1 protein-coding gene is annotated in these 1,175 nt (G+C 70.1%); it reads right to left on the bottom strand.

The genetic code is table 11. The features are described from left to right. Positions 1 to 17: 17 nt before the first annotated feature. A complete protein-coding gene (locus tag SLP03_RS31380; RefSeq protein WP_319464257.1) occupies positions 18 to 1,076 on the bottom strand; it encodes an IS110 family transposase in 1,059 nt (352 codons plus the stop codon). Positions 1,077 to 1,175: the final 99 nt, after the last annotated feature.

Below are 1,175 nucleotides of genomic sequence, written 5' to 3'. Positions count from 1 at the left end.
GGATGCTCCTATGGATGTCAAGGGGTGTCGAGGGCGGTGAAGTCGGCGAGTAGGGCGGTGTGGACCTCGCGGACGACGTAGCGCTTGAGGCATCGCATGATCTCTTTTTTGCTGAGGCCTTGTTTGGTGCGTTTGTCGAGGTAGGCGCGGGTGCGGGGTTCGTAGCGCATGCGGCTGAGCACGATCGTGTGCAGCGCGTTGTTCGCGGCTCTGTCGCCGCCGCGGTTGAGGCGGTGGCGGTCGGTGCGTCCGCTGCTGGCGGGGATGGGTGCGGCGCCGCAGAGGTGGGCCAGGGCGGCTTCGGAGCGCAGCCGGTCGGGGTTGTCGCCGGCGGTGGCCAGGAGTTGACCGGCGACCTCGGGTCCGACACCGAACAGGGCGCTGAGGGTGGGGGCGGTGCGGGCGACGGTGGGGCGTAGTCGCTGGTCGGCGAGGGTGATCTCCGCGGTCAGGGCGTGGATCCGGGCGGCGATCGCGGCGAGGGCGGCTTTGGTGGCCTCGGCGGGGTCGTTGAGCCGGGTGTCGTCGTAGGTCAGGGCGGCGCAGTGGTTGATCAGGGCAGCGCCTGAGTAGCCGGCGAGTTCGGCGCGTAGCGGCTCGGGTGCGGCGGTGAGCAGACCGTGGAGCTGGTTGATGGCGGCGGTGCGGGCCTTGACCGCGCCGTTGCGGGCCACCCGCAGCGCGCGGATGGCCTCGACCGGTCCGGTTCGGGTCTTCGGTACGCCGCACGCTTGTCCGGACAGCGCGGCGCGGGCGGCGGCCAGTGCGTCGATCGGGTCGGACTTGCCCTTCACCCGGCGGGTCTTACGGTCTGGCCGGTCGACCTCGACGACGGTGATCTTCTGGGCGGTCAGGTAGCGGGCCAGGCCAGCGCCGTAGGCGCCGGTGCCCTCGACACCGACCTTCACCACCGTGCCGAAGGTGTGAAGCCACACCAGCAGCTGCTGGTAACCGGCCGCGGTGGCGGGGAACTGCTGATCACCGAGTACACGTCCGGTCTGGTCAACCACGGCCGCGTGGTGCGTTCTGCCGTGAGTATCGACGCCGCCGGTGACCTTGCGCTTCTTGGCTGTCATGCTGGAACCGTCGTCCCTTTCGCTTGCACCGAACAGGGTCGGCACGCACCGCTGGGACGGGCGGACAGGACAGTGGCGGGGCCTCTTGCACAGGCTCCT

This window comes from Micromonospora sp. RTP1Z1 (assembly GCF_033804685.1).
GTDB lineage: Bacteria > Actinomycetota > Actinomycetes > Mycobacteriales > Micromonosporaceae > Micromonospora.
Note: the sequence above shows the minus strand (reverse complement) of the source record. Positions and strands in the feature narration are given on the sequence as shown.

Coding starts and splice junctions, on each gene's coding strand:
- SLP03_RS31380 (WP_319464257.1), bottom strand. CDS start 1,076: ATGACAGCCAAGAAGCGCAAGGTCACCGGCGGCGTCGATACTCACGGC.